The sequence below is a fragment of the Acrocarpospora pleiomorpha genome (genome assembly GCF_009687885.1).
In the GTDB taxonomy this organism is placed as follows: Bacteria; Actinomycetota; Actinomycetes; order Streptosporangiales; family Streptosporangiaceae; genus Acrocarpospora; species Acrocarpospora pleiomorpha.
The window spans coordinates 1-952 of the sequence record NZ_BLAF01000001.1 but is presented as its reverse complement, the minus strand read 5'-3'; the positions used below and the strand labels follow the sequence as shown (position 1 = coordinate 952).

Below are 952 nucleotides of genomic sequence, written 5' to 3'. Positions count from 1 at the left end.
GCCGGCGCCCTCGGACCAGATCGTGCCATCGGCCGCGTCGGCGAACGCCTTGCACCGGCCATCGGCCGCCAGACCGCCCTGAGCACTGAAATCAATGAAGGAACTCGGCGTGGCCATCACCGTCACACCACCGGCCAGCGCCAAAGAGCACTCACCCGACCGCAGCGCCTGCGCCGCCATGTGCATCGCCACCAGCGACGACGAACACGCGGTGTCCACCGTCACCGCCGGACCCTCCAACCCCAGCGTGTACGAGATCCGACCGGTCGCGATACTCCCCGCGGTACCGGTGCTGACGAAACTCCGCGCGTCCAGCGGGAACTCAACACTCGGACCGTAGTCGTGGTAGATCACCCCGGCGAACACACCGGTACGACTGCCCCGCAACGAACCCGGGTCCATCCCGGCCCGCTCGATCGCCTCCCACGACGTCTCCAGCAACAACCGCTGCTGCGGATCCATCGCCAACGCCTCACGCGGCGAAATCCCGAAGAACGCGGCGTCGAATTCGCCCGCGTCATAGAGGAAGCCGCCCTCACGCACATAACTGGTCCCGTGCCTCTCCCGATCCGGGTCATAGACCGCCGCCAGATCCCAGCCACGCGTCGTCGGGAACCCGCTGATCCCGTCCCCGCCCTCGGCCACCAGCCGCCACAGATCCTCCGGCGAAGCCACCCCACCCGGGAAACGGCACGCCATGGACACGATCACAACCGGATCGTCAGCCACCGGCGACAACGCCCCCGACGCCGGATCCAGGACCTCCTCCCACGTCCCCATCAACTCATCAAGCAGAAACCTGGCCAGCACGACCGGAGTCGGATAATCGAAGATGAGCGTGGAAGACAGCCGAAGACCGGTGACGGTATTGAGCCGGTTACGCAACTCAAGCGCGGTCAGCGAGTCGAAACCCAGCTCACGGAACTCCCGCCGGACATCCACCCCCGCCGGA

1 protein-coding gene is annotated in these 952 nt (G+C 66.7%); it reads right to left on the bottom strand.

Going from position 1 to position 952, the window contains the following annotated elements:
• Nucleotides 1-952 (bottom strand): acyl carrier protein (locus Aple_RS00005; RefSeq protein ID WP_170321199.1); only part of this gene is annotated, 952 nt, incomplete at both ends.